Source organism: Mesorhizobium sp. M1C.F.Ca.ET.210.01.1.1 (genome assembly GCF_004791585.1).
Classification (GTDB): domain Bacteria; phylum Pseudomonadota; class Alphaproteobacteria; order Rhizobiales; family Rhizobiaceae; genus Mesorhizobium.
This window is the reverse complement of record NZ_SRUU01000096.1, coordinates 1-957: the sequence shown is the minus strand read 5'-3', so window position 1 is coordinate 957 and position 957 is coordinate 1. Positions and strand designations below refer to the sequence as shown.

Genomic DNA, 957 nt, shown 5'->3' with positions numbered 1-957 from the left:
TGTGGAGCCTCAACAGGTTGTCCTCGGTTAGAGCGAGGCGACTGATAGGTGTTTTGGACTTTAGGCTCCCGTGGGGACGGTGCCAATTGTATCTGTGCAGCCAGACCGGCAACTCTGCGGCGCGGTGATCTGAAGTCGGATAAGCGATGGCATAAGCCCATTCGCGCAGTGCTGTCTGGATGAAGCGCTCGGCCTTGCCATTGGTCTTGGGTGTATAGGGTCTTGTCCTGACGTGCTTGAGGCCGAGATCGCGGCAGGCCTTGGCGAAGGCCTTTGATCTGTAGCAGGAGCCGTTGTCGGTCATGACGCGGGCTATCGTGACGCCGAGGCTGGCGTAGTAGGCCACCGCCGCCTTGAGGAAGGCGATGGCGCTTTCTTTTTTCTCGTCGGGCAGGATCTGCGAGAAGGCGATGCGGGAGGCGTCGTCGATGCAGACATGGACGAACTCCCAACTGCTGCCGCGCGAGCTGGCATTGCCGGTGCGCTTGCCGGTAATGCGATGACCGATGCGCTCGAAACGACCGAGCTTCTTGATATCGATATGGATCATCTCGCCAGGATGCTCGCGCTCGTAGCGTCGGATCGGCTCGGCCGGTTCGATATCCCGCAACCGCGACAGTCCGGCACGCTTGAGAACCCGGCTAACGGTGGCGGGCGAGACGCCGACCTCATGGGCGATGTGCTTGCCGGTCCAACGTTGCCGCCGCAGCGCCATGATGCGCTCGGCGATCAACGCAGCGGTGGCCTGCGGCATATGGGCGGGCCGCGAGGAACGGTCGATCATGCCGGCCCGCCCTTCGGACTTGTAGCGCTCGACCCAGCGCGCCACGATCTTGGCCGACACGCCGTAGACACGCGCCGCATGGGCTTTGGAGAAAGCGCCTTCTATCACCGACAGCGCCATCTCCTCTCGACGCAGCGGTGTGAGACGGGCATTCTTATGGATGTTCATTCGGA

At 62.2% G+C, this 957-nt stretch carries 1 protein-coding gene; it reads right to left on the bottom strand.

Features of this window, described 5'->3' with window-relative positions; genetic code table 11:
- Nucleotides 1-952: IS481 family transposase (locus EN853_RS33070; RefSeq protein ID WP_127230906.1), on the bottom strand; the 952-nt coding region annotated here is incomplete at its 3' end.
- Between the last annotated feature and the right edge of the window lie 5 nt (nt 953-957).